A 25,553-nucleotide genomic window follows, 5' to 3' on the forward strand; every position below is an offset into this window, starting at 1 on the left:
ATTGCGCGGGGCGCCGGGCCAGCGACCATCCGTCCGGGAGGACGGGCGCTGGCCCGGCGGCATTTCGTGCCGCTTTTTCAGGCCGGGGAGGGTTACGATGCCGCGACCTTCAGGCTTTCCAGCCCGTGGAAGTGGTAGAGATTGGCGTAGCCCGGCGCTCCGGCGAGCCGCAGGTTCGGCAGGCGCTCGAACAGGATCGGCAGGGCGATCTGCATCTCCAGCCTCGCGAGCGGCGCGCCGACGCAGAAGTGCAGCCCGACGCCGAAGCTGAGGTTGGGCTTGGCGATGCGGTCGGGAAGAAACCGGGCCGGGCGGTCGAACATGCCGGGGTCGCGGTTCGCGGCGGCGAGGAGGAGGGCGACCTCGGAGCCCTTCTCGAACGTGTGGCCCATGACCTCGACATCCTCATAGGCGTGCCGGGTGAAGAGGTGCAGCGGCGGGTCGTAGCGCAGAAGCTCCTCCACCGTCGCCTCGATGGCGTCGGGGCCAAGCGCGGTGGCGGGTGTATCGGTCTGCAGGAGGGTCTTCACCGCATTGCCGATGGAATGGACCGTGGCCTCGTGGCCGGCGTTCAGCAGCAGGATGCAGGTGGTGATCAGCTCGTCCGTCGTCAGTCGTTCTCCCTCTGCCTCGGCCGCGATGAGATGGGTGATCAGGTCGTCCGCCGGGCGGGCGCGGCGTTCCTCGACATAGGCGCGCAGGAAGGTGGAGAACTCGGTCGCGGCGGTGGCGGCGGCCTCCTCCATCTCGCGGGTACGGCGGGCCTGGTACATGCCGACCATGGCGTTCGACCAGCCGAGCAGGTCCTCTGCCATCGTTTCCGGCACGCCGAGGAGGCGCGAAATGACCACGACCGGGATGAGCCGGGCAAAGGCGGGGAGAAGGTCGAAATCGCCCGCGGGAAAGCGGTCGATCAGCTCATGGGAGAGCTGCGCGATTTCCGGGCCCATGGCGGCGATGCGGCGCGAGGTGAAGGCGCGCAGGACGAGACCGCGGAGCCGGGTGTGGCGGGGCGGCTCCAGCTCCAGCATGGAATGAGCCTCGACGGCGTAGAACGGAGCCTGGTGGGGCGGGATGGGGCGTCGCTTCTCGGGCGGGATCTCGCGGCCGAAGCGGCGGTCGCGCAGGATGGCGTTTACGCCGGCGTGGGAGAGGACGCAGGGAAGCGCGTAGTCTTCCCAGAAGACGATGCCACCCTTGGCGCGGGCGGCCTCGTAGAAGCGGTAGGGATCCTGCACGAAGGCGGGATCGGTGGGCGATTGGGATATCTTGGGCAGTGTCATCGGGGGCTCCTTCGCTGGGAAGAAAGCGGAAGGGCCAGCCGGAGGCAAGGGGGGCGGGGCGAAGCGCCCCCACGCCACTGGATAGAACGGGGCGCGGCCCCGCCCGAGGCGCGGCACGAAGTGCCGCCGGTCAGCGCCCGACCGCCCCGACGGGCGGGCGCTTCTTCACCCTTGCGGCGGATTATGCCGAAGGGGGCGCTTCGCCATAAACGGACAGACCGGGCGCGCGGTGTGCGCCCACCCGCGGTCGGGCGCTGCCCTCCGTTTGCGCAAGGCGGTGGCATCGTGTGGTGCGCCGTGGAAGCACACCACAGGAGATCAGGCCAGCGTGCCCTCGGCGGTGATGCGGGTCTTGCCGCCGAGATAGGGGTGGAGCGCCTCCGGCAGGTCGACCGAGCCGTCCTCCTGCTGGCCGTTCTCCAGCACCGCGATCAGCGCGCGGCCGACGGCGAGGCCGGAGCCGTTCAGGGTGTGGACGAAGTCCGGCTTGCCGCCCGCGGCGAGGCGGAAACGGGCATTCATCCGGCGGGCCTGGAAGGCGCCGCAGACGGAGACCGAGCTGATCTCGCGGTACTTGCCCTGGCCCGGCAGCCAGACCTCGAGATCATGCGTCCGGGTCGCGCCGAAACCCATGTCGCCGGTGCAGAGGACGACGACCCGGTAGGGCAGGCCCAGTTTCTGCAGGATCGCCTCGGCGCAGCCGGTCATGCGGTCATGCTCGGCCCGCGAGGTTTCGGGCGTGGTGATGGAGACCATCTCCACCTTCTCGAACTGGTGCTGGCGGAGCATCCCGGCGGTATCCTTGCCGGCCGAACCCGCCTCGGAGCGGAAGCACTGGGTATGGGCGGTCATGCGGATCGGGAGGGCCGCCTCATCGAGGATCTCGCCCGCGACTGTATTGGTCAGCGTCACCTCCGAGGTCGGGATCAGCCACCAGCCGTTCGTGGTCTGGTAGCTGTCCTCGCCGAATTTCGGCAGCTGGCCGGTGCCGTACATCGCCTCTTCCTTCACCAGGACCGGGGTCCAGGTCTCGGTCAGGCCATGCTCGGTCACATGGGTGTCGAGCATGAACTGGCCGAGCGCGCGGTGGACGCGCAGGACCGCGCCGCGCAGCACGGTGAAGCGGGAGCCGGAGAGCTTGGCGGCAAGCTCGAAATCCATGCCGGGCTTTACGCCTGCGATCTCGAAATGCTCCTTGGGGGTGAAGGCGAAGTCGCGCGGGCTGCCCCAGCGCTTGAACTCGACATTGGCCTCCTCGTCGGCGCCCTCGGGGACGTCGTCGAGCGGCAGGTTGGGGATCGTCATGAGGAGGTCGCGCAGCCGGGCGTCCTCGGCGGCGGCTTCCTCATTCAGGCGCGCGACCTCGGCCTTCTTGTCGGCGACGAGGGCGCGGAGGCGTTCGAATTCGGCCTCGTCCCCGGCGGCCTTGGCGGCGCCCACCTGCTTGGAGGCGGCGTTCTGGGCGGCCTGGGCGGTTTCGGCGGCGAGGATCTTCGCGCGGCGGGCCTCGTCGATGGCCAGCACCTCGGAGGCAAGCGGCGAGAGGCCACGGCGGGCCAGGGCGGCGTCGAAAGCGTCCGGGGTCTCGCGGATGGCGCGGATGTCGTGCATGTCTCACCTCTTTGCTTGCGCGGAGATATGCCCGATTGCGGCGCGGAGGGGAAGGGCGCGGGGTGACGCGCACGACGGGGATGTTTGCGCAGTGAGGAGGGGCAGCGACCGTCCGCGGGTGGGCGCGAGGGGCGGTGAAGGTCTGTCCGTTTATGGTTTCATCGCCCCCTTCTTTTCGTCGGGGCGGCAGACTCACCGGAAGCGCCCGCCCTTAGGGGCGGACGGGCGCTGGCCCGGCGGTGCTGCGCACCGCTCATTCGGGCCGGGGGAAGGGGGGAGGAAGTGCGGCATGGTGCGCGATGAATGCGCACCCTACGGGCAGTTCTTTGCCCTTTGCCTCAGATGCCGTTCAGATCCTCGAAGCTGCGGCCGTTCTTGAGCAGGTCGGCCAGCAGGTCCGCGGGCGTCCAGAGCTCGGGGTTCTCCGGCGCGAGCGCGGCAAGCGCATTCTTCGCGTCGAGCAGGCCCATCATGTCGGCGGCGAGCATCGGGCCGCCGCGCCAGCGTGGGAAGCCGAGCCCGATCATCAGAGCCATGTCGATGTCGGACGGCCGCAGCGCGGTCTCGTCCGCCAGGACCCGCGTGCCCTCCGCGATCAGGGCGAGAAGGCAGCTCAGCACGATCTCCTCCTCTCCCACCGGGCGGGAGGGAAGGCCGTGGCGCTGGCGCTCGGCCTCGACCAGGGCGAGGACCTCGTCGTTCTCCTGCGCCCGGCGGGTGCCCTCCGGCCAGTCGAACCAGCCCGCGCCCACTGCGCAGCCCGTGCGGCCCCGCGCGGCGAGGCCGTCGGCCAGCCCCGGCCGGCGGAGGCCCGAGAGCGTGGCGAGGCCGATCAGGTCCTCGGCCTGGTAGCGGCCGCGGCGGTAGCCGTAGCCGCGCAGGGCGGTGTCGATCCGAAGCGGCGTGCTGCCGGCCAGCAGGAGCCCGTCGGCCGCCGCCGCCCAGGCCCCCATCATCCGGCCGAGAAGCGGGCCGGTGGCGCGGACCGCGCGGTGGCCGAGCCGGGCGGCGAGCGCGGTGGCGGTGGCGACGGCTTCCGCCCCGGTCCGGGGCGTCACGCCGAGCTCTACGAGGCCGGAGCGCGGTATCTCGGTCCAGGGCCGGAAGGCGAGCGTGTCGGCCGGGCGGCCGGCGGCGGTGGCCAGTGCTGCGATGTCGAGCGCCGCGGTGGCGCTGGCGAGGATCGCGCCGGGGCGGGCGACGCGGCCGAGCTGGCTGAAGATCTCGGCCTTCAGACCGAGGTCCTCGGGCACGGCCTCGACGATCATCTCGGCCTCCGCCAGCCGCGGCAGCTCGGCAGAGCCGGCGAGGCGGGCCCAGTCCTCGTCGCGCTTCTCGGGTGTCAGGCGGCCGCGGGCGACTTCTGCCTCGTGGATATCGGCGATGCGTTCGAGCGCCGCAATCAGCGCGTCATGGTCGCGTTCGACCAGCGTGACCCTCAGCCCGGCGGAAAGCGCCGAGAGGACCAGCGCGGCCCCGGTGCGGCCACCGCCGATGACGCCGAGATGCTCGACCGGCCGGGCCTCGGTCCCGGCCTCCGGCGTCTTGGACAGCCGGCGCTCGGAGAGAAAGGCGTGGCGCAGGCCGCGGGCGGCGGGGGTTGCCTGCAGTTCCTCGAAGGCGGCGCGTTCATAGGCGAGGCCGGCCTCGAACGGCAGGAGGAGCGCCGCCTCGACGCAATCGGCGATGCGCGTGGCGGCGGGCTGTTCGGGCGGATGGGGCTGGCGGCGGGCGGCGGCGATGGCCTCGGCGTAGACCTGCGGGTTGCGGAAGCCTTCGGTCCGGTCGCGGGTCGGCACCGGGGCGGTGCCGTCGGCCACCAGATCGGCGGCGAGGGCGAGCGCGGCCTCGGTCAGACCGTCCTCCACGACGCCGTCGAGAAGGCCCATGGCGAGCGCGTCGGCGGCGCGGACGGGGCGGCCGCCGGTCATCAGCTGCAGCGCCTGTTCGGCGCCGATCAGGCGCGGGGCGCGCTGGGTGCCGCCGGCGCCCGGCAGAAGGCCGAGATTGATCTCGGGGAAGCCCACGCGGGCCTTGGCATGGGCGATGCGCACATGGGCGGCGAGCGCCAGCTCCAGCCCGCCGCCGAGCGCGGTGCCATGCAGCGCGGCGATCACCGGCTTTGTGCAGACCTCGATCCGGTCGCAGAGATCGGGCAGCAGCGGCGCCTGCGGGGGCTTGCCGAATTCGCGGATATCGGCCCCGGCGGGGAAGCTGCGGCCGGCGGCGGTGATCACAAGGGCCCGGACGGCGGGATCGGCCTCGGCCGCCTCGACCGCCTCCCAGAGCCCGGCGCGGACGGCGTGGCCGAGGGCGTTGACCGGCGGGCTGTCGATGGTGATCAGCGCGATGCCGTCGCGGTTTTCCCAGGTCACGGGGCTCGTCATGTCAGCGGCTCTCCTCGCATCGGCGGGTGGGCACGGTATGGCGGCCGGGGTGCGACGGGCGGCCCCGGGGGTGCGGGACCCTTGTCCACGCCCAGCCCCTTTGGGGCATTAACAAGACAATACAGGCATTTGGCAATGGTGCGCGTGGCACGGCCCGGCGGGAGGCTGCCGATTGGCGCGCATGGGGCGATCCGCCGGTGGTCCACATGCGGTCCACATGCGGGCCGTCAGGCGGCCTCGCGGGCAGCGGCGCGGGCGGGCAGGGGGGCCTGTCCCGCCTCTGCCGGGGGCAGGATGGCGGCGAGGGCGAGAAGCTCATCGCGCAACCGGGCGAGCGCGGAATCGGCGGGCCGGAGGGGCCGACCTTCGGGGCGGGGCTGTCGGGGCATCGGGGCCTCTCTCTCGGTGTCTCGCGATGCGGCAGCGGGCGTCAGGGGGCGCAGCTGCTGCAGAACGGGGTGTAGGGCAGGAGGTCCAGCCGGGCCTCGGCGATCTCTTTGCCGCAGGTGGCGCAGAAGCCGTATTCGCCGTCCTCGATCCGGCGCAGGGCGGCCTCGATCATGCGGATCTCCTGCTTGCCGGAATTGCCGATCGCCTCCAGCGCCTCGTCTGCTTCGCGTTCGGTGGCGAGCTCCTCCCAGTCGCGGGAGTTGTGGGTGTCGAGCTCGGTTCCGATGGTGTTCAGCCGGGCCGTCAGATGGTTCAGACGGTCCTCGAGCTGCGCCTTGCGGGTGGCGATTGGTGTCATGATGTCTCCCTTTCGTCCCGCCACTCTAGGGACGGGCCGGTCCGGCCGCCTTGACGCAAATCAACCGCGTCGTGCACTCCGGGCCTGGGTGGTATTCAAAGCTTGATATATGTCCCCTTCTCGCCATATCCAGAGGCAGGCAAACGCGGAGGGGATCATGCCCAGTAAAGTCTCGCCCGTCGTGCGGGCGTTCTTCGACGAGGCCACGAATACCGTCACCTATGTCGTCCGCGATCCGGCCGGAACCCGCTGCGCGGTGGTCGATTCCGTGCTCGACTTCGACTATGCCTCCGGCCGGACCGACACGCGCTCGGCCGACGCGGTGATCGCCTGGATCGAGGCCGAGGGGCTGACCGTCGACTGGCTGCTGGAGACCCACGTCCATGCCGATCACCTGTCGGCCGCGCCCTATATTCAGGAGCGGCTGGGCGGCAAGATCGGCATCGGCGACCGGATCACCCTGGTGCAGGAGACTTTCGGCAAGGTCTTCAACGAAGGCACCCGTTTCCAGCGCGACGGCAGCCAGTTCGACCGGCTCTTCACCGAGGGCGACAGCTTCCATATCGGCCAGCTGAGAGGGGACGTGCTGCATACCCCCGGCCATACGCCGGCCTGCCTGACCTATGTGATCGGCGATGCCGCCTTCGTGGGCGACACGCTTTTCATGCCCGATTTCGGCACGGCACGCTGCGATTTTCCCGGCGGTTCGGCGGAGGTCATGTACGACTCGGTGCAGAAGATCCTCAGCCTGCCCGACGAAACGCGGGTTTTCGTGTGCCACGACTACAAGGCCCCGGGCCGCGAGGATTACGCTTGGGAGACTACGGTGGGCGAGGAGAAGGCGCGCAACGTCCATATCGGCGGGGGCCGGTCCAAGGCCGATTTCGTCCAGATGCGCGAGGCGCGGGATGCCACGCTGGGGATGCCGAAACTGATCATCCCCTCGCTTCAGGTGAACATGCGCGCGGGCCGGATGCCGGAGCCGGAGGAGAACGGCACCACCTACCTCAAGGTCCCCGTCAACGGCCTGTGAACGGGCTTTCGCAGCGCCGGGCGAGCGGCTAGGATCGCCGCCGCCCGGGCCGGCCCGGGACGCAGAGCCCGAGGAGCGCCGATGGACATCCGACAGATCACCGACAGTTACGCCGTCTCGCCGCAGATCGCGCCGGAGGACGTGCCGGCGCTGAAGGCGGCGGGCTTCGCCGTGGTGATCTGCAACCGCCCCGATGCCGAGGTGCCGCCCGAGTTCTCCGCCGCAGCCGTGCGCGCGGCGGTGGAAGCCGAGGGCATGGCCTTCGTCGAGAACCCGCTGAGCCACGGAAATCTGACGATGGAGATCGTCGAGTGCCAGGGCAACGCGATCGAAACCGCCCCGGGCCCGGTCTTCGCCTATTGCGCCTCGGGCAACCGCAGCTCGGTCCTCTGGGCCCTGAGCCAGGCGGGCAAGCGCCCGGTCGAGGAGCTGATCGGTCTGCCGGCGCAATACGGCTACCAGCTTGCGGGACTTCGTCCGCAGCTCGAGGCGCTGGCGGCGGAGAAGGGCTGAGCCTTGGCCGCCGGCGCGGATGCCGGCGCGGGTGCCGCCGCTGGCTCCGCGGGTCGCGAGGAGACCGCAGATGCGATCCGGCTCGAGGCGCTGGAGGCGCGCGAGGGGCGGGCGTTCCGGCTGGCAGGCTGGCTTTCCGTCACGGCCGGGTTGATCTGGCCGTTTCAGGCCTGGGTCATCGCCGCGCTGGTGGCAAGCTGGCTGAACCAACGCGCGGGCGTCGAAGACGCGGTGACCTCGGCCCTGGCCTTCCTGGCCCTGGCGGCGCTTCGCGCGCTCATCGAGCATCGCGCGGGCGGCATCGTCTTTGCCGCCGCCGACCGGGTCGTGGCGGCCGAGCGCGCCGCCGCCGTGGCGCGGGAGAGCCGGCGGGCGGAGGGCGGCCCGGGGTCCGCCGCGCTTGGCGCGCTTCTGGCGCAGAAGCTGCCGATGCTTCTGCCCTACCTCACCCGCTACCGGCCGGCGCGTCTGCGCACCGTGGTGCTGCCGGCCGTGATCCTTTTGATAACGCTGTGGTTTTCCTGGGCGGCGGCGCTGATCCTGGTTGTCGCCGGGCCGATGATCCCGGCCTTCATGGCGCTGATCGGGATGAAGGCGCGGGAGGCGAGCCAGAAGCAGATGGCGGAGATCGGCGATCTCAACACGCTGTTGATGGAGCGACTGGGCGCGCTGGTCGACATCCGCCTTCTGGACGCGGGCGGGCGGACGGCGCGGGATTTCGAGGCGAGGGCCGAGGGTCTGCGGCAGCGCACGATGGCGGTCCTTCGAATCGCGTTCCTGTCCTCTACCGTGCTGGAGCTCTTCGCCTCGCTCGGGATCGCGATGGTGGCGGTTTTCGTGGGCTTCTCGCTTCTGGGCTACCTGCGTTTCGGCACATGGGCCGGGCCGCTGGGCGCGGGCGAGGGGATTTTCCTGTTGCTCCTCGCGCCAGAGTTCTTCCAGCCGCTGCGCGACGTCGCTGCCGCCTGGCATGACCGCGCGGCGGCGCTGGCCGTGGCGGGCGAGCTGGCGGGGGCCGAAGCTGCGGCGGTGGCGCCGGTCGCGGTTCTTGGCGCGGGCGGGCCCGCGGCGCGGCTTTCCGGCCCGGCCTCTGTCGTGGTTCGGGATGTGGAGATCCGGCGCGGCGGCCGGGGGCTGCGCCTGCCGGAGCTTTCGCTTGACGCGGGCGAGCGGCTGGCGGTCACGGGGCTCAGCGGGTCGGGCAAGTCGACGCTGCTGGCCGCCGTGGCGGGGCTGGTGCCGGTCGCCTCCGGCGCCGTTCTGGTGGCGGGCGCGCCGCTGTCCGAGGCCAATGCCGATGCCTGGCGCGCGCGGATCGCCTGGGTCGGGCAGGCGCCGCATTTCCTCGACCGGTCGCTGGCGGAGAACCTGGACCCGCGCGGGACGGGCGCCGATCTCGCCCCGGCGCTGGAGGCCGCGCGGGCGGGCGACGTGGTGGCCCGGCTGCCGGGGGGGCTTCAGGCGCGGCTTGGCGAGAGCGGCGGCGGCATTTCCGGTGGCGAGGCGCGGCGGCTCATGCTGGCCCGTGCGCTGGCGGCGGGGCCGGACCTGGTGCTGGCGGACGAGCCGACGGCGGACCTCGACCCAGAAACGGCGGATGCGGTGATCTCAGCCCTGATGGCGCTGGGCGTGAAAGGGGTGGGGCTGATCGTCGCCACACATGACCCGGCGCTGATCGCGGCGATGGGGCGGGAGCTGAGGCTATGAGGCCGCTCTGGCAGGTATGGCGGCTGATCGCGCGGGCGCGGCCAGGGGTGCTGGTGGCGGGGCTGGGGCTGGAGGTCGTGGTGCTTGCCGCCGGGGTCGGGCTGCTGGGCCTTTCCGGCTGGTTCATCGCGGCGACAGGCGCGGCGGGGCTGGCCGGCCTCGGCCTTGCCTTCAACGTCTTCGGTCCGGCGGCCGGGGTGCGCGGCCTTGCGATCGCGCGGACGGCGGGGCGCTATGGCGAGCGGCTTCTGACCCACGAGGCGGTGCTGAGCGCGCTGGCCGCGCTGCGGGTGGACCTGCTGCGCCGGCAGGCGGCGGCGGGGCTGGAACAGATGCTGCGGTTGCGGGGCGCGGTGGCTCTGAACCGGATGACGGCGGATGTCGATGCGCTCGACGGGGTGGCGCTGCGGCTTGTTCTGCCCTTCGTCGCGGCGCTGGCGGTGCTGGGGCTGGCGGTCCTCCTCCTCTGGGTCGCGGTCGGGCCGGAGGTTGCGCTCGCGGTCACGGGGATCTTCGTCGTTGCCGGGGCCGGGGTGCTGTGGCTGACCGCACGGCTTGGCGCCGCGCCGTCGGTCCAGGCCGAGCGGGCGGGCCAGGCGCTTCGCCGCGAGGCGATCGACATGATCCGTGCGCGGGTGGAACTGACCGTCCATGGCCGGATGGCGGACCAGCGCGCCCGGGTGCTGGCGGAGGATGCCTCTGCCCGGGCGGCGGCGCGGGCGCTCGACCGGGTGGACCGGGGCGCTGGGCTGGCGCTTGCGCTGGTGGTGGCGGGGGCCGTGGCGGCCGCGATGGCGCTGGGCGGGGCGCTGGTGGCCGGCGGGGCGATCTCTGGCCCGGTGGCGGCGCTGGCGGTCTTCGTCGCGCTCGCGCTGGCCGAGATCACCCCGGCCCTTCAGCGGGGCATGGCGGAGCTGGGCCGGATGCGGGACGCCGCGGGCCGGGTGATGGAAGGGGTCGAGGGGACTGCCGCCGCGCCCGGTGCCGAGGGCGCGGCCACAGGCGGCGGGATCGAGGTCTCGGCCCTCACCTTCAGGCGGCCGGGGGCGGAGCGGACGGTGCTCGACGGCCTCTCCTTCCGCGTCGCGCCGCGCGAGGCTGTGGCCCTGGCGGGGCCAAGCGGCACCGGCAAGTCGACGCTCCTCTGGGTGCTGGCGGGGTTGCTGCCGGCGGAGGCGGGGGAGGTGCGGATCGCGGGCGCGCGGGTCGGCGATCTGGGCGAGGCCGACCTGCGCGGGCGGCTTGCGCTGTTGCCGCAGCGCAGTGCGCTGGTGGCCGGGACGGTGATGGAGAACCTCGCGCTGGCCCGTGACGGGGTGAGCGAGGCCGAGGCCTGGGCCGCGCTTACGGCGGCGGGCCTGGACGCGGTGATCCGCGACAAGGGCGGGCTGGGCGCCACGCTGGGCGAAGCGGGGGCCGGGCTTTCGGGGGGCGAGCAGCGGCGGCTGGCCCTGGCGCGGGTGCTGCTGCGGCGGCCTGCGGTGCTGCTTCTCGACGAACCGACCGAGGGGCTGGATGCGGCGACCGCGGAGCGTGTGCTGGCCGGGATCCGGGACTTCCTGCCGGATGCGGCGATCCTCACTGCCTCGCACCGGGCGGCGGAGCTGGCCTGGGCGGATCGGGTGATCCGGCTGGTGTGACGCGCGCCGTCACGCCCCGGGCGGGTCGATCATTCGTGGTGCGCCTGTGCTGCGACCGGGCGGGTGCCGGCCCGCAGGGCTGCGCCTGCTCTCTCATCCCGCGCTGGACGGACAGGGGCAGCGGTCTTTCGTCTCATGTAGACCGAGCGCGATGGAATATCCGACTGGCAGCCCTAATAATTTCACGAACGCAGCAAGTTTCTTCGCGTTCGCAGCGAAAACTTTGATCGGGATCAAGTCGGGAAATCTGCATTGGTTCTAGATCATGCTGTAATTTGAATCGCCGGGACATCTTTTGGCCCGGCAAGACCGGGGACAAGCCCATGCACCAAGAACTGGTCGACCTGTCACGCCTTCAGTTCGCGATGACAGCGCTCTATCACTTCCTCTTCGTTCCGCTCACGCTCGGACTGTCGATCATCGTCGCGACGATGGAGACGGTCTACGTCATGACCGGCCGGCCGATCTGGAAACAGATGGTCAAATTCTGGGGGACGCTCTTCGGCATCAACTTCGTCCTTGGCGTCGCGACCGGCCTGACGATGGAATTCCAGTTCGGGATGAACTGGTCCTATTACAGCCATTACGTGGGCGACATCTTCGGCGCGCCGCTGGCGATCGAGGGGCTGATGGCCTTCTTCCTCGAAGCCACCTTCGTCGGTCTCTTCTTCTTCGGCTGGGACAAGCTGTCGCGGCGGGCGCACCTCGTGGTGGCCTGGCTGGTCGCGATCGGCTCCAACCTCTCGGCGCTGTGGATCCTGATCGCCAACGGCTGGATGCAGCACCCGGTCGGCGCGACCTTCGACCCGGTGACGATGCGGATGGAGATGACGAGCTTCTACGACGTGCTCTTCAACACCGTCGCGCAGGCGAAATTCGTCCATACCGTCTCGGCGGGCTATGTCACCGCCTCAATCTTCGTTCTGGGCGTCTCGTCCTGGTACCTGCTGAAGGGCCGGCATATCGAGCTTGCCCGCCGCTCCATCGCGATCGCGGCCGCCTTCGGCCTGGCCTCGGCCCTGTCGGTGGTGCTGCTTGGCGACGAAAGCGGTTACGACGCGACGCTGAACCAGAAGATGAAGCTCGCCGCGATCGAGGCGATGTGGGAGACGGAGCCCGCGCCCGCGCCCTTCACCCTTTTCGGCATTCCCAACCAGGCCGAGCACAAGACCGATTACGCGGTGAAGGTGCCCTGGGTGATGGGGCTGATCGGTACCCGCTCGCTCGACACGCCGATCCCGGGGATCAAGGAGCTGGAGGCCCAGGCCGTCGGCAAGATCAAGTCCGGCCTTGTCGCCTATGACGCGCTTGCCGCCTATCGCGCGGGTAAGGGCACGGTTACGCCGGAGATCGCCAAGGCCTTCAAGGAGCACGCAGGCGATCTGGGTTACGCCTTCCTGCTGAAGCAGTACACGGCCGACCCGTCCAAGGCGACAGAGGCCGATATCCAAAAGGCCGCCGCCGATACGGTGCCGACCGTCTGGCCGATGTTCTGGGGCTTCCGGATCATGGTCGGGCTCGGGTTCCTCTTCATCTTCACGCTGGGCTATTTCTTCTACCGCGCCTCGTTCCGCGGCATGAAGTTCCCGCGCGGGATGCTGGTCTTCGCGGTGGCGCTGATTCCGACGCCCTGGATCGCGGCCGAACTGGGCTGGTTCGTCGCCGAGTTCGGGCGCCAGCCTTGGACGGTCTACGGTGTCCTGCCCACGGCGATGTCGGTGAGCCACCTGAGCATCCTCGACCTCTCGATCACGCTGGCGGGCTTCGTGATCTTCTACACCGTCCTCTTCATCGTCGAGATGGGGCTGATGGTGAAATACATCCGGAAGGGCCCGTACATGGAGGTCGAGGAGACCGAGCGCTGGATGGCGAAGCATGAGCACCGGCTGCGCACCCATGACGGCAACCTGCCCTTCGGCAATCCGGCGGAGTAAGACTGATGATCCTGCATGACCTCATTTCCCTCGACGTACTGCGCGTCATCTGGTGGGTCCTTCTGGGCGTCCTTCTGACCGGCTTCGCGCTGACCGACGGCTTTGACCTCGGTGTCGGCACGCTGCTGCCCTTCGTGGGCAAGACGGACCTGGAGCGGCGCGTCGCGATCAACACGATCGGCCCGGTCTGGGAGGGCAACCAGGTGTGGTTCATCCTTGGCGGCGGGGCGATCTTCGCGGCCTGGCCGCCGCTTTACGCGGTCAGCTTCTCGGGCTTCTACCTCGCGATGTTCGTGGTGCTGGCGGCGCTGATCCTGCGGCCCGTGGGGTTCAAGTACCGCTCCAAGCGCGACGGGGCGGGCTGGCGCTCGGCCTGGGACTGGGCGCTCTTCGTGGGCGGCGCGGTGCCGGCACTGATCTTCGGGGTGGCGATGGGCAACGTGCTGCAAGGCGTGCCCTTCCACTTCAACGAGGACCTGATGTCGATCTACACCGGCACCTTCTTCGGGCTTCTCAATCCCTTCGCGCTGCTCGCGGGTGTCGTCTCGCTGACCATGCTGGTCACCCACGGCGCGGGCTGGCTGCAACTGAAGGCGGAGGGGCCGGTGGCGGAGCGGGCGCGGGCCATTGGTTCGGTCACCGGGCTTGTCGCGGCCGTCGCCTATGCGCTGGCGGGCGTCTGGATGGCCGAGGGGATCGTGGGCTACCACATCGTGGGGCCGGCGGCGGCCAATGCGCCCTCCAACCCCTTCCTGATCGACATGGCGCGCGGCGGAAACTGGATGGCGGCTTATGACGCGCGGCCCTGGATCGCGATTGCGCCGGTGGCGGGGCTCCTGGGCATGCTGATGGCCTCGCTGGGTCTGCGCCGGGGCTGGGAACTGGGTGCCATCGCCTGGTCGAAGGTTGGGATCATCGGGATCATTTCCTCGGTCGGGCTGACGATGTTCCCGTTCATCCTGCCGTCCTCGGCCGACCCGAAAAGCTCGCTGACGGTGTGGAACGCCTCGTCGTCGCAAATGACGCTTTTCGTCATGCTGGTTTGCGCGGTGATCTTCGTGCCGATCATCCTGGCCTACACGGCCTGGGTCTACAAAGTGCTCTGGGGCAAGGTGACGGAAGATGGTGTCGCCGAGGCCAGTGACTCGGTCTACTGAGAAGGAGAAGGCAGATGTGGTATTTCGCCTGGATGCTGGGACTGCCGCTGGCCGCGGGCTTCGCCGTCGTCAACGCGATGTGGCTGGAGCTGCAGGAAGACGCGGTGATGGCGGGGGAGCGCGAGTCGCGCTCCATGGTCGCCAAGAAAAAGAAGCGCGGCTGAGGATCAGCCCGCAAACTCCTGCAAAAGCTCGGATATCAGCGCCCCGGCGGCATCGGCCACCGGGGCGCTGAGCCGTTCTCCGGCCGAGAAATCCGCGCCTTCGATGCCGTGGATCGTCAGCCGCGCGGGCAGGAGGCCCAGGGCGCGGGCGGTCTCCACCGCCTCCGCCACGCCGAAGCGATGGGTGGAGTAATGGAAGAACTCTGCCGGCACCGGCTGCAGCCCGTCGAGCATGCTGCGATGCCCCGGCGCCGCGCCACTGGCGGTGGCGTCGACCAGCACGAGGTGCGCCGCCTCCGCCATCGCATCTATCACGCCGGTCCCGTCGCCCTCATGCGCTCGGGCGGGCAGCCCCGCCTCGGCCAGCCGCGCGGCAACGAAGGGTCCGACCCCATCATCCGCCCGCATCGCGTTGCCGATCCCGAGGATCAGCACGCCTGCTTTCTCCTGGCCGAAATACTCCACGGGGGCGCGGGGGTGTGAAACCCCCGCCTGCGGCCCCTCCGACTCAGCCACGGTCGACCGTCAGCTTGAGGAAATGCGTCGCGCAAGAGATGCAGGGATCGTAGTTCCGGATCGTCTGCTCGCAGCGCAGCTTCAGCGCGCCGTCGTTCAGTGCGAGGTTCGCCTGAACCACGCGGGCGAGGTCGGCCTCTATCTGCGGCTGGTTCTGCGAGGTGGGCGGCACGATCCGCGCCTCGACGATGCGGCCTTCGCCGTCGAGGCGGTAGCTGTGGTAGCAGAGCCCGCGCGGCGCTTCGGTCGCGCCATGGCCGGTGCCGGCGCGGGGGGCGGCGGCCTCGACGAAGGCCGGGGCGGGGGGCGTGTAGCCGCGGAGGATCCGGGCGGCCTCTTCCACTGCGTATTGCACCTCGACCATGCGGACGAGGATGGATTTGAACGGGTTCGTCACCACCTCACCCAGGCCGCAGTCGCGCGCGGTCTGCTGCGCGGTGGGGGACAGTCGAGCGAAGTTCAGCGCGTATCGGGCGAGGGGGCCGGTGAGATAGGCCGAGCCGTCCCGCATGTGGCCGTGCAGCGCGTTGGAGCGGGCGACATGCTCTTCGACGAAATGCGCCTCCCACTCGGCGGGGGCGATGTCGAGCCCGCGGGAGGATCCGATGCGGCCCTCAATGATTGGGTAGACCTCGGGGTGGGTGAGGGAGACAAAGTGATAATCGCCCTCATCGTCGGGGAAGTCGAAGCGGGCGAAGTCGAGCGCCAGCTCGCGCGCGGCCTGGGCGCCCCAGTCGAGTTCGGGCAGAAGCGCCTCGATCGCGGCGCGGGGGGGCGCGGTGTAGAAGCCGCCGACGCGCGTGTTGACGGGATGGACGGCGCGGCCGCCGATGACCTCCATCAGCGTGTTGCCCAGCTTCTTCAGCCGCAGCGCCTTGCGCACCAGGTCCGGCGCGTCGCGGGCGATGTCCATCGCGCTGTCGAGGCCGAGGAAATCCGGCGCGTGCAGCATCGCGGCGTGGAGCGTGTGGCTCTGGATCCATTCGCCGCAATAGAGCGCGCGGCGCAGCGCGTGGATCTCGGGCGTGATCTCGATCCCCAGCGCCTGTTCCATCGCCTGCGAGGAGGAGGCGATATAGGCGATCGGGCAGATCCCGCAGATGCGAGAGGTGATGTCGGGCGCCTCGTGGTAGTCGCGGCCCTGCAGGAACGCCTCGAAAAAGCGAGGCGGCTCGAAGATGCGGAACTCGCATTTCTCCAGCACGTCGCCGTTCAGCTTGACGTAGAGCGCGCCTTCGCCCTCGACCCGGGCGAGGGCGTCGACCTGGATGATCTTTTCAGTCATGGCGCTGGCTTTCGCGGCTGAAGTCGGGGGCGGCGGCATTGAAGCTTCGGTAAAGGTCGCGGATCTGGCGGGGCGTCTCGCCCAGCTCGGCGAGCCGGGCGGAGAGGCTTTCGGGGTTGGGCGCCTCCTTCGGGCCGAAGCAGCCGTAGCAGCCACGCCCGTGCGAGGGGCAGAGGTTGCCGCAACCGGCCTGTGTCACCGGGCCGAGGCAGGGGGTGCCGTGGGCGACGAGCACGCAGACCGTGCCATGCGCCTTGCATTCGGTGCATTGCGAGGTCTTCGGCACATGCGGGGTCCGGCCGGCGAGGGTGGCGGAGATCAATTCGATCAGCTGGCGCTTGTTGATCGGGCAGCCGCGCAGCTCGAAATCCACCTTCACGTGGTCGGAGATCGGCGTCGCGGTGGCAAGTGTCGAGATGTAGTCCGGGTGGGCGTAGACTTGGCGGGTGAATTCCGCGACATCGGCGAAGTTGCGCAGGCTCTGGATGCCGCCCGCGGTGGCGCAGGCGCCGATGGTGATCAGGACCTTCGAGTTCGCCCGGATCTCCTGGATCCGCTGGGCGTCATGGGCTGTCGTCACGGAGCCTTCCACAAGCGAGACGTCATAGGGCCCGCCGGAGCGGCCGGAGCTGGCCTCGAGAAACTCTGCGATGTCGACCCGTCCGGCGATCTCCAGAAGCTCGTCCTCGCAATCGAGAAGCGTCAGCTGGCAGCCGTCGCAGGAGGCGAATTTCCAGACCGCGAGCTTCGGGTTCGCCATCTCAGAGCTCCTTCAGGCCAAGGCGGGCGGCGACTGTGTCGTGGCGGAAGACCGGGCCGTCCTTGCAGATGAAATCGCCGCCGAACTGGCAATGGCCGCAGAAGCCGAGGGCGCATTTCATGTTGCGCTCCATCGAGACCCAGCAGTGATCGGAGGACACGCCCGCCGCCTCCAGCGCCTGCAGCGTGAAGCGCATCATGATCTCCGGCCCGCAGATGAAGGCCTCGATCGTTGCGGGATCGGTGCCGGCCAAGGCGTGGGGAAGCGCGGTCGTCACCACGCCGACGCGGCCCGTCCAGCCGGGGCGGGCGTGGTCGACCGTCACCTCCACCTCGGTGTCGAGGCGGGATTTCCAGGTGGAGATCTCCTCGGCATAAAGCAGTTCGTCGGGAGAGCGGGCGCCGTAGACGAGGGTGAGGCCGGCGTAATCGGCGCGGTTGTTCAGGACGTGGTAGATCGCGGGGCGAAGCGGCGCGAGGCCGAGGCCGCCCGCGATGAAAAGCGCGTGGCGGCCCGCGGCGGCCTCGATCGGCCAGGCGGATCCGAAGGGGCCGCGGATGCCGAGCATGTCGCCTTCCTTCAGACCCACGATGGCTTTCGAGACGAGGCCCACGTCGCGGGTGGTGTGGGTGAGCTGACCGGGGCGGGCCGGATCGCCGGAGATGGAAACCGGGATCTCCCCCACGCCGAAGGCGTAGAGCATGTTGAACTGCCCCGGCGAGAAGGTCATCGGCGCACCGTCGATGGGGGCAAGTTCCACCGTCGCGGTGCCCGCGATTTCGCCCTTCGCGCGGGTCACGCGATAGCGGCGGGGCAGCATCGGGTCCGGCGTCGGGAGGGGCGCGGCCATCTCAGGCCTTCACGCCGTAGAGGTCGAGCACCTGCAGGCGCAGCGAGCGCAGGCGGGTGACGAGATGCGGCACCCAGTGCTGGAACATGGTGTAGCCGAGCGCCGGGTTCGCCTCGCATTTCGTTCTCAGGCAGGCGCCGTCCAGGCTGATGGCGCGGACCTCGTTGAGCGCGACGGCATCGTTCGAATGCTTGAAGGGGGCGATCAGCCAGGACCAGCCGAAGAGCTCTCCGGCGTGGACGGTTTCGGTGATGATCGGCTCGCGCTCCGGGGTGGCGACCTCGAGGGCGACGTCGCCATGGGTGACGATGAAGAAGCGGTCGGCGGGGGTGCCCTCGGAATAGATCCGCTCGCCGGCGCGGAAATGCTCGTGCCGGGCGCAGCCTGCGAAAAGCGCGATCGTCGCGGTGTCGAAGCTGGCGAAGAGGGGGTGCTGGGCGAGGATCTCCTCGAAACGGTGGATTTCCATGAGTCAGGCCTCCTCGTGCGGGGCGGGAGCGGGAAGGGAGGGATCGGGGGCGGACAGGGCGTGGGCTTCGGCCACGATGTCGATGCCGACGGGGCACCAGGCGATGCAGCGGCCGCAGCCGGTGCAGCCGGAGCTTCCGAACTGGTCATGCCAGGCGGAGAGCTTGTGGGTCATCCATTGCCGGTAGCGGGACTTGCCGGAGCGGCGGACGGCGCCGCCGTGGACATAGGTGAAGTCGATGGAGAAGCAGCTGTCCCAGCTCCGCCAGCGCTCGGCATGATCGCCGGAGAGGTCGGTGACATCCTCGACATCGGTGCAGAAGCAGGTCGGGCAGGCCAGCGTGCAATTGGCGCAGCCAAGGCAGCGGGCGGCGACATCCTCCCACTGGGGGTGCTCGGGGTTGGCTTTCAGCGTGCCGGCGATGGCTTCGGGCATGGCGCGGGTCTGCGCGCGGGCGGTGGCGGCGCTGGTGGCCTTCGCCTCGGCGATCTGGGCCGGGGTGGCGGGGGCGAGGGCGAGCGTGGCGGCGATGCGCGCGCCTTCGTCGCTGCCGATCTCCAGCAGGAGGCCCGTGCCGGTGGCAAGTTCGGTCAGCGCGAGGTCGTAGCCGGCCTCGGCCCGGGGGCCGGTCGCGGTGGAGGCGCAGAAGCAGGTCTCTGCCGCGCGGGCGCAGTTAACGGAGACGATCAGTGTCCCCGCGCGGCGGCGGGCGTAGCCGGGATCGGTGAAGCTGCCGTTGTCGAAGACGCGGTCCTGGATCTCCATCGCCGCGATCTCGCAGGGGCGGACACCGAAGAAGGCCGTCCTGGGCCAGGGTTCATCCGGCTGGCCGAGTTCGAAGCCGTCGGCCGTGCGTTCCGCGCTCCAGAGCTTCTGGCGGGCGGGGAAGAGCCATTTCTTCCAGGACTGGGGGCCCACGACGTAGTCGAACCAGCGGCCGGGCGCTGTTTCGGCCAGGCGGTAGTGGCCGGGGGACTGGCTGTCGGAAAGGCCCTTGGGAAGGTCCTCGGGCCGGTCAAGCGGTTCATAGGCGATGGCGCCCTGTACCGGGGCCGGGCCGATCACGCGGATGCCCTCGGCCAGCAGGGCGGCGAGGAGAAGCGTTGGATCGGGCAAGTGCAGCGGCGCGCGGGTCATGCGTTTCGGTAGCAACCTCGGGCAGGCGTGACGTTGATCTGGCGCAAGGCGGAGGCGAGTCGTTTCACACAGGTTACACGGTCCTGCCGCTCCTGTGCGGCGCTTGCATTGCGTGCGGCGGGGATTGGGGTAGGGTCTCCTGCGCGGCGGCGCCCGGGGCGGGGCCTGCCGGGAAGGCGGATCGGAAGGATTGGAACGGGCGGACATGGCGGATGATGCGGGCGAGGCGGGACCGGGGCGGGCGACGGCCGCGACGCCGGTGAAGGGACGCAAGGCGTCGAAGGCGGCGCGGCGGGCGCAGCTGATCGAGGCGACGATCGACAGCCTTGCCAAGCGCGGCTACGCCGAGACGACCATGGCCGACGTGGCCGACGGCGCGGGGCTGTCGCGCGGCATCGTCAACTTCCATTTCGAGAGCAAGGAGAACCTGCTGATCGCCACGCTTCAGCACCTGGCGGACGAGTATGTCGGCCATTGGGAGGCGGCGGTGACGAAGGCGGGGCCGCGGGCGGCCGACCGGCTTTGGGCTGTCGTGGCGGCGGATTTCGATCGGCGGGTCTGCACCCGGCGCAAGATCGCGGCCTGGTGCGCCTTCTGGGGCGAGGCGAAGTCGCGGCCGACCTACCAGGCGCTCTGCGGCGCGCGGGACGACAAGTACCAGCAGGTGGTGCAGGGGATCCTGGCCGAGCTGAAGGCCGAGGCCGGCTATGGCTATGCGCCGGAGGCAATGGCGCTGTCACTTTGCGCGATGCTGGAGGGGCTCTGGGTGCGGCTGATGATGGGCGGCACCCGGCGCGAGGCGGCCTGGGCGGCGGCGGTGGACGATCTGGTGGCCACCTTTCCCAAGCATTTCGGCTACGAGGGGCCGCTGGCGGGGTAGGAGCCGGCAGGAAGGTGCGCCATGAATGCGCACCCTACGGGAGGGCTATCTGCGGCCGAGGAGCGGTGCCCGCCCTTGGGGGCAGACGGGCGCTGGCCCGGTGGGGCTTTGCCTCGCGGTTTCGGGCCGGGAGTAGGCGCTGGCACCCGCCATTGATTGAACGTGCGTTCAATGCTATGTCTCAAAGATAAGATATATCATGCGCTTGTTTGGCGCATTTCCGAATCAAATCTGATGATGGAGCGCGACATGGCGGCGAACCGGCAACCGGCGGAGGCCTTCGGGCAGGAGATGGCGGAGCTGCGGCAGGAGGCCGGGGCGCATCTGCTGGCGCCCTGGGCGAGCGCGGGAAAGATCGGCACCGCCGCGCTCGACATGATCGGCGACGGCGAAGGGATCTACGTCACTGACGAGGCCGGACGGCGGCTGATCGACGGGCCGGCGGGGATGTGGTGCGTCAACCTCGGCCACCGCAACCGCGAGCTTACCCAGGCGATGGCGGACCAGGCGATGGCGCTCGACTACAACTCGCCCTGGTACACCAGCTCTGCCCCCGCGGTGGAGCTGGCGGGCCGGCTTGCCGGTCATGCGCCGGGGGACCTGAGCCATGTCTTCTTCACCACCGGCGGCTCCTCTGCGGTGGAGACGGCTTTGCGCTTCATGTTTTTCTACAACAACGTGAAGGGCCGGCCCGAGAAGAAGATGATCGTCACGCGGGACCGTGCCTATCACGGATCGACCTATCTCGCGGGCTCGCTGAACGGCCGGCCGCGGGATCAGGACTGGATGGATTCCGAGACCGGCCGAGTGATCCGCCTGTCCTGCCCGGATCCGTTCCGCCGCCCTGCGGGCATGAGCGTCGAGGCGTTCACCGACGGTCTGATCGAGGAGTTCCGCGCCGCCATCGAGCGCCATGGGGCCGAGAAGATCGGCGCCTTCGTGGCCGAGCCTGTGCTCGCCTCGGGCGGGGTGGTGGTGCCGCCTGAGGGCTACCTGAAGCGGATGCAGGCGCTTTGCCGGCAGAACGACATCCTCTTCATCTCCGACGAGGTGGTGACCGGCTTCGGGCGGCTTGGCAGCGTCTTCGCCTCGGGCGAGGTCTTCGGGATCGAGCCCGACATGATCACTTTCGCCAAGGGGGTCACATCGGGCTATTTCCCGCTTGGCGGCGCCATGATCTCGGCCCGGCTTCTGGAAGATCTGAGGGCTTCGAACCACCCCGAGGCGGCTTTTGCCCATGGCCTGACCTATTCCTCGCATCCAATCGGCTGCGCGGTGGCGCAGAAGACGCTGGATATCCTCGAGGGCGGGCTGCTCGACGAGGTGAAGGAGAAGGCGGTCTACTTCCAGACGGCGCTGAAGCGGCTGGAGGATCATGCGCTGGTCGGCGAGGTGCGCGGGATGGGGCTGATGGCCTGCATCGAATGCGTGGCCGAGAAGGCGGGGCGGACGCCGCTGAAGCTGGATCTGGAGGTCGGCAAGCGGATCGACAGGCACTGCCAGGAGCGGGGGCTGCTGGTGCGGCCCTTGATCCAGATGTGCGTGATGTCGCCGCCGCTGACGATCACCACGGACCAGATCGACCGGATGGTGGAGATCCTGGACGCTTCGATCCGCGCGACGATGGACGATCTGACCCGCGACGGGCTGTGGCGCGGGTAGGGGCCGTCCCGGCGCGCGGACGGGTACGGCCCTGGAAGCGGCCCGGCCCCCGGTCTGTCGAGGGCCGGGCCGGATGATGGCTTACGCCGGGGCGGTTTCCGCCATCGTCGGGTAGTCGGTGTAGCCTTCCGCCGCACCGCCGTAGTAGGTGGCGCGGTCGCCTTCGGCGAGGGCGGCGTCGGCCTTCAGCCGGGCGACGAGGTCGGGGTTGGCGATGAACGGGCGGCCAAAGGCCACGGCGTCGGCGCGGCCGTCTTCAACCGCCTCGATCGCCATCTCGCGGGTGTACCCGTTGTTGGCGATGTAGGGGCCTTCGAACAGGGCGCGCAGATCGGCCATCTCGGTGCCGTTCGGGGTTTCGCGGCTGCCCTGCGTCGCACCCTCGACCATGTGGAGATAGGCGAGGCCGAAGCGGTTCAGCCCCTTGATCGCATGGGTGAAGAGCGCCATCGCGTCGCTGTCGTGGATGCCGTTTGCGGGCGACATCGGCGAGAGGCGCAGCCCGGTGCGGTCGGCGCCGATGGCCGCGGTCACCGCCTCGACCACCTCGAAGAGGAAGCGGCAGCGGTTCTCGAGCGATCCGCCATAGGCATCGGTCCGGTGGTTGGAGCCGTCGCGCAGGAACTGGTCGATCAGGTAGCCGTTGGCTCCATGGATCTCGACCCCGTCAAAGCCGGCCTCGATGGCGTTCCGGGCGGCCTGTGCATAGGCCTCGACGATGCCAGGGATCTCTTCAAGCTCCAGAGCGCGCGGCGTGGAGGTCGCGGTGAAGCCCTCGCCGGTAAAGGTGCGGCTTTCGGCGGCGATGGCCGAGGGGGCGACAGGCGCCTGCCCGTTCGGCTGCAGGAGGGTGTGCGAGATCCGGCCGACGTGCCAGAGCTGGATCACGATCCTGCCACCCTCGGCGTGGACGGCCTCGGTCACCTTCTTCCAGCCCTCGATCTGGGCGGGGCTGTAGATGCCGGGCGTCCAGGCGTAGCCCTTGCCCTCCGGCATGATCTGCGATGCCTCGGTGATGATCAGCCCGGCGGAGGCGCGCTGGGCGTAGTAGCGGGCGGCGAGCGGGCCCGGCACGTCGTCTTCCTTGCGGGCGCGGTTGCGCGTCAGCGGCGCCATGACGACGCGGTTGGCAAGCTCCAGCGCGCCGAAGCGGGCGGGGGTGAACAGTTTGGCAGCGGTCATTCTGTTTCCTGTATCCTGCGGTCTTGGGGTCTTCGAGTGTCGCGTGCCGGGTCCGGCACGTCCGGCGCAACAGATGAACCGTTTCGTTCGGAATTCAACCCCCGGCGGGGCGTCAGACCGCCGCGACCGCCTCTGCCAGGAGGTCCCGGACCTGGGCCGCGAGCGTCTTCAGCTTGTCGTTGGGCACCGCCTGCATCGAGGCGACCGGGTCGATGGCGGCGATCTCGGTTTCGCCCTCGACCTCGCGCAGGATGACGTTGCAGGGCAGCATGGCGCCGATCTGCGGCTCCATCCCGATGGCGGCAAAGGCCATCTTCGGGTTGCAGGCGCCGAGGATGCGGTAGCCGGGCATGTCCTCGCCGAGCTTGGCCTTCATGGTGGCGGCGACGTCGATCTCGGTCAGAACGCCGAAGCCCTTGGCTTTCAGCGCATCGCGGACGCGGGGCTCCACGGCGGGGAGACTGGCGGGGATGCGGCGGGTGATCGTGTAGTTCATGGGATCCTCCTGTGGGATGGGCCGGCGCCCTCCTGTCTAACGGGAACGGCTGACGGCGGCATGACATGGATCAACGTGGGTTGCGGGGAGTTGGGCGAGGATGAGTTCGTGGTGGCTTGGGAGGCTTGGATGCTGAGGGTGCTGGGCGTTGCGGCGGCAATGGCGGCGGTTGCCGGGCTGGTTGCCTGCCAACCCGTGCCGCAGGCGGACGGGGCGCGTCTATACCACGATTTCTGCGCTGGATGCCATGGTGCGGATGGCCGGGGCGACGGACCTGCGGCCGTGGGGCTGGCGCGGAAGCCGGCAGATCTGAGCCGGATCGCGGCGCGGAACGGCGGCGTCTTCCCGAGGGTGAAGGTGATGGACTGGATCGACGGCTTCACCCGATCGGGCAAGCACGGCGGCCAGGTGATGCCAGTTTTCGACCCGCTGCTGACCGGGCCCAACGTCCTGGTGGATACCGGCAATGGCGTGGTGACGCCGACGCCGATCCAGCTCGTCGCGCTGGCCGATTATGTCGAGCATCTGCAGGCCCCGGCGAAGTGATCAGAGCCCGAGCGCCCGGCGCAGGGCCTCTGCCACGACGGCCGGCACCCAGTCGAACGCCGCCAGATCGGCGAAGCCGAGGCCGTGCATTTCGCCGTTGAGGCGGCGCTTCGCCTCGTCCCGATCCTAAGTTTTTTGAGCAAACATTTATTTCGCGACCAAGCCTGCGGATGCGGGCGCCAAGGTTAACAGAAGGTTTCGTCGCGGGGAGCCTCCGCTGTGGTCTCGGAGCGGAAACGACCCAATCTGTCGCAGCCGGGCGAGGTTTCGGCTCGGGACGGCTTGTAAACCGGACGCCGGAGCGGTTGACTGGCCCCGAAAGAGGGAGCGGCGGAATGCGATATTCGGGCCTTCGGGTGATCCGGGAGGGGCTCTTCGGCAACAAGGGCTGGCGGCCCGCCTGGCGCGAGCCTGAGCCGAAGGCAGAGTATGACGTGGTCATAATCGGCGGCGGCGGGCACGGTCTCTCGACGGCCTATTACCTCGCCAAGAACCACGGGATCACGAATGTCGCGGTGCTGGAGAAGGGCTATCTCGGCGGCGGCAACGTGGGGCGCAACACCACCATCGTGCGCGCGAACTACTTCCTGCAGGGCAATTCCGAGTTCTACAGCCATTCCCTGAAGCTCTGGGAGGGGCTGGAGGCGGAACTCAACTACAACGTGATGCATTCGCAGCGCGGGCTGATCAACCTCTTCCATTCCGACGGCCAGCGCGACGCCTTCGTGCGGCGCGGCAACTCGATGGTGAACCAGGGTGACGACGCCATCCTGCTGGACCGCGAGGGGGTGCGCGAGCATCTGCCCTATCTCGATTTCGAGCAGACGCGCTTCCCGATCTACGGCGGCCTCTACCATCCGCGCGGCGGGACAGCGCGGCATGACGCGGTGGCCTGGGGCTACGCGCGCGGGGCCGACAGCCGCGGCGTCGACCTGATCCAGAACTGCGAGGTCACCGGGATCGACATCGAGCACGGGCGCGTGCGCGGGGTGCAGACCTCGCGCGGGCCGATCCGTGCCAAGAAGGTCGCGATGATCGTCGCCGGCCGGTCCGGCCAGGTCGCTGCCATGGCGGGGATGCGGCTGCCGGTCGAGAGCCATATCCTGCAGGCCTTCGTGACCGAGGGTCTCAAGCCCTGCATCGACCATGTGATCAGCTTCGGGATGGGCCATTTCTACATCAGCCAGTCGGACAAGGGCGGGCTCGTCTTCGGTGGCGATCTGGACTTCTACGCCTCCTACGCGCAGCGCGGGAACCTGCCGATGGTCGAGCATGTGATGGAGGCCGGCATGACGCTGATGCCGATGATCGGCCGCGCCAAGGTTCTGCGCTCCTGGGGCGGGATCATGGACATGACGCCGGACGGCTCTCCCATCATCGACAAGACGCCGGTCGAGGGGCTCTTCCTCGATTGCGGCTGGAACTACGGCGGGTTCAAGGCGGTTCCGGCCTCGGGCTGGTGCATGGCCCATCTGGTGGCCACCGGCGAGAGCCATGCCGTCGCCCGCCGCTTCACGCTCGACCGTTTCGCGACCGGACACCTCCTCGACGAGGAAGGCACCGGAAGCCAGCACAACCTGCATTGAGGAGGCC

General features: G+C 69.6%; 24 protein-coding genes. 11 read left to right on the forward strand and 13 right to left on the reverse strand.

What is annotated here, in order from left to right; all coding sequences use genetic code 11:
* Nucleotides 1-92 precede the first annotated feature (92 nt).
* From EIP85_RS02950 to EIP85_RS02965, 5 genes are all read right to left on the reverse strand, one after another.
* The gene (locus tag EIP85_RS02950; protein WP_422067201.1) at nucleotides 93-1,283 is read right to left on the reverse strand and encodes a cytochrome P450; all 1,191 of its coding nucleotides are present in this window, start codon (nucleotides 1,281-1,283) and stop codon (nucleotides 93-95) included.
* A 318-nt stretch (nucleotides 1,284-1,601) separates the two neighbouring features.
* Entirely contained in the window at nucleotides 1,602-2,894 is a 1,293-nt protein-coding gene (gene serS / locus EIP85_RS02955; protein ID WP_127900659.1) for a serine--tRNA ligase, read from the reverse strand.
* A gap of 338 nt (nucleotides 2,895-3,232) precedes the next feature.
* Complete coding sequence (locus tag EIP85_RS02960; protein ID WP_127900660.1) at nucleotides 3,233-5,281, reverse strand: enoyl-CoA hydratase-related protein; 2,049 nt, start codon at nucleotides 5,279-5,281, stop codon at nucleotides 3,233-3,235.
* A gap of 227 nt (nucleotides 5,282-5,508) precedes the next feature.
* Nucleotides 5,509-5,670 carry a hypothetical protein gene (locus EIP85_RS22725; RefSeq protein ID WP_164871627.1) on the reverse strand — a complete coding sequence of 54 codons (162 nt, stop codon included), beginning with the start codon at nucleotides 5,668-5,670 and terminating at the stop codon, nucleotides 5,509-5,511.
* Between the two features lie 41 nt (nucleotides 5,671-5,711).
* The gene (locus EIP85_RS02965; protein WP_127900661.1) at nucleotides 5,712-6,029 is read right to left on the reverse strand and encodes a TraR/DksA family transcriptional regulator; all 318 of its coding nucleotides are present in this window, start codon (nucleotides 6,027-6,029) and stop codon (nucleotides 5,712-5,714) included.
* A gap of 157 nt (nucleotides 6,030-6,186) precedes the next feature.
* Here EIP85_RS02965 and EIP85_RS02970 point away from each other — a divergent pair, with 157 nt between their 5' ends.
* The 7 genes from EIP85_RS02970 (at nucleotide 6,187) to cydX (ending at nucleotide 14,177) form a co-directional block, all read left to right on the forward strand.
* The gene (locus EIP85_RS02970) at nucleotides 6,187-7,062 is read left to right on the forward strand and encodes an MBL fold metallo-hydrolase (RefSeq protein ID WP_127900662.1); all 876 of its coding nucleotides are present in this window, start codon (nucleotides 6,187-6,189) and stop codon (nucleotides 7,060-7,062) included.
* A gap of 81 nt (nucleotides 7,063-7,143) precedes the next feature.
* On the forward strand, nucleotides 7,144-7,575 hold the full coding sequence (locus EIP85_RS02975; protein WP_127900663.1) for a protein tyrosine phosphatase family protein: 432 nt from the start codon (nucleotides 7,144-7,146) through the stop codon (nucleotides 7,573-7,575).
* Between the two features lie 3 nt (nucleotides 7,576-7,578).
* Entirely contained in the window at nucleotides 7,579-9,282 is a 1,704-nt protein-coding gene (locus EIP85_RS02980; protein ID WP_241559871.1) for an ABC transporter ATP-binding protein/permease, read from the forward strand.
* On the forward strand, nucleotides 9,279-10,922 hold the full coding sequence (locus tag EIP85_RS02985) for an amino acid ABC transporter ATP-binding/permease protein (protein WP_127900664.1): 1,644 nt from the start codon (nucleotides 9,279-9,281) through the stop codon (nucleotides 10,920-10,922). The genes EIP85_RS02980 and EIP85_RS02985 overlap by 4 nt, the downstream gene beginning before the upstream one ends.
* A gap of 323 nt (nucleotides 10,923-11,245) precedes the next feature.
* Nucleotides 11,246-12,856, forward strand: coding sequence for a cytochrome ubiquinol oxidase subunit I (locus EIP85_RS02990; protein ID WP_127900665.1), 1,611 nt, complete (start codon nucleotides 11,246-11,248; stop codon nucleotides 12,854-12,856).
* 5 nt (nucleotides 12,857-12,861) lie between these two features.
* Nucleotides 12,862-14,013: a cytochrome d ubiquinol oxidase subunit II gene (gene cydB / locus EIP85_RS02995; RefSeq protein WP_127900666.1), complete on the forward strand. Its 1,152-nt coding sequence runs from the start codon at nucleotides 12,862-12,864 to the stop codon at nucleotides 14,011-14,013.
* Nucleotides 14,014-14,027: 14 nt separating this feature from the next.
* Complete coding sequence (gene cydX, locus EIP85_RS03000; protein ID WP_127900667.1) at nucleotides 14,028-14,177, forward strand: cytochrome bd-I oxidase subunit CydX; 150 nt, start codon at nucleotides 14,028-14,030, stop codon at nucleotides 14,175-14,177.
* 3 nt (nucleotides 14,178-14,180) lie between these two features.
* Here cydX and EIP85_RS03005 read toward each other — a convergent pair whose 3' ends face one another.
* From EIP85_RS03005 to EIP85_RS03030, 6 genes are read right to left on the reverse strand one after another with little or no spacing between them, the layout of a single operon-like run.
* Entirely contained in the window at nucleotides 14,181-14,693 is a 513-nt protein-coding gene (locus tag EIP85_RS03005; protein WP_127900668.1) for a hydrogenase maturation protease, read from the reverse strand.
* Nucleotides 14,686-15,978, reverse strand: a complete 1,293-nt coding sequence (locus EIP85_RS03010; protein WP_127900669.1) for a Ni/Fe hydrogenase subunit alpha — start codon at nucleotides 15,976-15,978, stop codon at nucleotides 14,686-14,688. Before EIP85_RS03010 ends, EIP85_RS03005 begins: the two co-directional genes overlap by 8 nt.
* On the reverse strand, nucleotides 15,971-16,738 hold the full coding sequence (locus EIP85_RS03015; protein WP_127900670.1) for an NADH-quinone oxidoreductase subunit B family protein: 768 nt from the start codon (nucleotides 16,736-16,738) through the stop codon (nucleotides 15,971-15,973). Before EIP85_RS03015 ends, EIP85_RS03010 begins: the two co-directional genes overlap by 8 nt.
* Before the next feature lies 1 nt (nucleotide 16,739).
* Complete coding sequence (locus EIP85_RS03020) at nucleotides 16,740-17,588, reverse strand: FAD/NAD(P)-binding protein (RefSeq protein ID WP_241559872.1); 849 nt, start codon at nucleotides 17,586-17,588, stop codon at nucleotides 16,740-16,742.
* 1 nt (nucleotide 17,589) lies between these two features.
* Nucleotides 17,590-18,057, reverse strand: a complete 468-nt coding sequence (locus EIP85_RS03025; RefSeq protein ID WP_127900671.1) for a cyclic nucleotide-binding domain-containing protein — start codon at nucleotides 18,055-18,057, stop codon at nucleotides 17,590-17,592.
* 3 nt (nucleotides 18,058-18,060) lie between these two features.
* Nucleotides 18,061-19,194 carry a 4Fe-4S dicluster domain-containing protein gene (locus EIP85_RS03030; protein ID WP_127900672.1) on the reverse strand — a complete coding sequence of 378 codons (1,134 nt, stop codon included), beginning with the start codon at nucleotides 19,192-19,194 and terminating at the stop codon, nucleotides 18,061-18,063.
* A gap of 205 nt (nucleotides 19,195-19,399) precedes the next feature.
* Here EIP85_RS03030 and EIP85_RS03035 point away from each other — a divergent pair, with 205 nt between their 5' ends.
* Together EIP85_RS03035 and EIP85_RS03040 are read left to right on the forward strand one after the other, a co-directional pair.
* On the forward strand, nucleotides 19,400-20,074 hold the full coding sequence (locus EIP85_RS03035; RefSeq protein ID WP_127900673.1) for a TetR family transcriptional regulator C-terminal domain-containing protein: 675 nt from the start codon (nucleotides 19,400-19,402) through the stop codon (nucleotides 20,072-20,074).
* A gap of 234 nt (nucleotides 20,075-20,308) precedes the next feature.
* Entirely contained in the window at nucleotides 20,309-21,736 is a 1,428-nt protein-coding gene (locus EIP85_RS03040) for an aminotransferase (RefSeq protein WP_241559873.1), read from the forward strand.
* An 81-nt stretch (nucleotides 21,737-21,817) separates the two neighbouring features.
* Here the strand turns inward: EIP85_RS03040 and EIP85_RS03045 are convergent, their stop codons facing one another.
* Entirely contained in the window at nucleotides 21,818-22,918 is a 1,101-nt protein-coding gene (locus EIP85_RS03045; protein ID WP_127900674.1) for an alkene reductase, read from the reverse strand.
* Between the two features lie 112 nt (nucleotides 22,919-23,030).
* A complete protein-coding gene (locus EIP85_RS03050) occupies nucleotides 23,031-23,414 on the reverse strand; it encodes a DUF302 domain-containing protein (protein ID WP_127900675.1) in 384 nt (127 codons plus the stop codon).
* Nucleotides 23,415-23,474: 60 nt separating this feature from the next.
* On the opposite strand from EIP85_RS03050, the gene EIP85_RS03055 reads away from it, so the two are divergent.
* The gene (locus tag EIP85_RS03055; protein WP_241559874.1) at nucleotides 23,475-23,960 is read left to right on the forward strand and encodes a c-type cytochrome; all 486 of its coding nucleotides are present in this window, start codon (nucleotides 23,475-23,477) and stop codon (nucleotides 23,958-23,960) included.
* Between the two features lie 335 nt (nucleotides 23,961-24,295).
* Nucleotides 24,296-25,546 carry a sarcosine oxidase subunit beta family protein gene (locus EIP85_RS03060; RefSeq protein WP_127900676.1) on the forward strand — a complete coding sequence of 417 codons (1,251 nt, stop codon included), beginning with the start codon at nucleotides 24,296-24,298 and terminating at the stop codon, nucleotides 25,544-25,546.
* Nucleotides 25,547-25,553 lie beyond the last annotated feature (7 nt).

This window comes from Solirhodobacter olei (assembly GCF_004010155.1).
GTDB classification, from domain to species: Bacteria; Pseudomonadota; Alphaproteobacteria; order Rhodobacterales; family Rhodobacteraceae; genus Solirhodobacter; species Solirhodobacter olei.

Coding starts and splice junctions, on each gene's coding strand:
- EIP85_RS02950 (WP_422067201.1), bottom strand. CDS start 1,283: ATGACACTGCCCAAGATATCCCAATCGCCCACCGATCCCGCCTTCGTG.
- serS (WP_127900659.1), bottom strand. CDS start 2,894: ATGCACGACATCCGCGCCATCCGCGAGACCCCGGACGCTTTCGACGCC.
- EIP85_RS02960 (WP_127900660.1), bottom strand. CDS start 5,281: ATGACGAGCCCCGTGACCTGGGAAAACCGCGACGGCATCGCGCTGATC.
- EIP85_RS22725 (WP_164871627.1), bottom strand. CDS start 5,670: ATGCCCCGACAGCCCCGCCCCGAAGGTCGGCCCCTCCGGCCCGCCGAT.
- EIP85_RS02965 (WP_127900661.1), bottom strand. CDS start 6,029: ATGACACCAATCGCCACCCGCAAGGCGCAGCTCGAGGACCGTCTGAAC.
- EIP85_RS02970 (WP_127900662.1), top strand. CDS start 6,187: ATGCCCAGTAAAGTCTCGCCCGTCGTGCGGGCGTTCTTCGACGAGGCC.
- EIP85_RS02975 (WP_127900663.1), top strand. CDS start 7,144: ATGGACATCCGACAGATCACCGACAGTTACGCCGTCTCGCCGCAGATC.
- EIP85_RS02985 (WP_127900664.1), top strand. CDS start 9,279: ATGAGGCCGCTCTGGCAGGTATGGCGGCTGATCGCGCGGGCGCGGCCA.
- EIP85_RS02990 (WP_127900665.1), top strand. CDS start 11,246: ATGCACCAAGAACTGGTCGACCTGTCACGCCTTCAGTTCGCGATGACA.
- cydB (WP_127900666.1), top strand. CDS start 12,862: ATGATCCTGCATGACCTCATTTCCCTCGACGTACTGCGCGTCATCTGG.
- cydX (WP_127900667.1), top strand. CDS start 14,028: ATGTGGTATTTCGCCTGGATGCTGGGACTGCCGCTGGCCGCGGGCTTC.
- EIP85_RS03010 (WP_127900669.1), bottom strand. CDS start 15,978: ATGACTGAAAAGATCATCCAGGTCGACGCCCTCGCCCGGGTCGAGGGC.
- EIP85_RS03015 (WP_127900670.1), bottom strand. CDS start 16,738: ATGGCGAACCCGAAGCTCGCGGTCTGGAAATTCGCCTCCTGCGACGGC.
- EIP85_RS03020 (WP_241559872.1), bottom strand. CDS start 17,588: ATGGCCGCGCCCCTCCCGACGCCGGACCCGATGCTGCCCCGCCGCTAT.
- EIP85_RS03025 (WP_127900671.1), bottom strand. CDS start 18,057: ATGGAAATCCACCGTTTCGAGGAGATCCTCGCCCAGCACCCCCTCTTC.
- EIP85_RS03030 (WP_127900672.1), bottom strand. CDS start 19,194: ATGACCCGCGCGCCGCTGCACTTGCCCGATCCAACGCTTCTCCTCGCC.
- EIP85_RS03035 (WP_127900673.1), top strand. CDS start 19,400: ATGGCGGATGATGCGGGCGAGGCGGGACCGGGGCGGGCGACGGCCGCG.
- EIP85_RS03040 (WP_241559873.1), top strand. CDS start 20,309: ATGATGGAGCGCGACATGGCGGCGAACCGGCAACCGGCGGAGGCCTTC.
- EIP85_RS03045 (WP_127900674.1), bottom strand. CDS start 22,918: ATGACCGCTGCCAAACTGTTCACCCCCGCCCGCTTCGGCGCGCTGGAG.
- EIP85_RS03050 (WP_127900675.1), bottom strand. CDS start 23,414: ATGAACTACACGATCACCCGCCGCATCCCCGCCAGTCTCCCCGCCGTG.
- EIP85_RS03055 (WP_241559874.1), top strand. CDS start 23,475: ATGACATGGATCAACGTGGGTTGCGGGGAGTTGGGCGAGGATGAGTTC.
- EIP85_RS03060 (WP_127900676.1), top strand. CDS start 24,296: ATGCGATATTCGGGCCTTCGGGTGATCCGGGAGGGGCTCTTCGGCAAC.